1 protein-coding gene is annotated in these 361 nt (G+C 23.3%); it reads left to right on the top strand.

The window, feature by feature from the left end:
* A partial coding sequence (locus ACR6JA_RS22430) for a hypothetical protein (RefSeq protein ID WP_494599632.1) occupies positions 1-361 on the top strand: 361 nt, incomplete at both ends.

Raw genomic sequence — 361 nt, forward strand, 5'->3', positions numbered from 1 at the left:
AAATAAAAAAAAAAAAACAAATAAAAAAAAACAAAAAACCCCCCCACACCCCAGGGGTTTTTTATTTTAAAATCCAAGTAAAAATACCCCCCCAAACCCGCCGGAAAAAACAAAAAAACAAAAAAAAAAAAAACAAAAGACAAAAAAAAAAAAAAAAAACAAAAAAACCAAACACAAAAAAAACCAGCACAAAAAAAAAAAAAAATACGCACACCCCCAGAAAAAAAAAAACAAAAAAAAACACAAAAAAAAAAACAAAAAAACCCCCCAAAAAAAAAACCCCCCCAAAACCACCCAAAAAAAAAAAAAAAAAAAAAAAAAAAAAAAAAAAAAAAAAAAAAAAAAAAAAAAAAACAAAAAA

This window comes from Cedecea sp. B1(4), assembly GCF_059414925.1.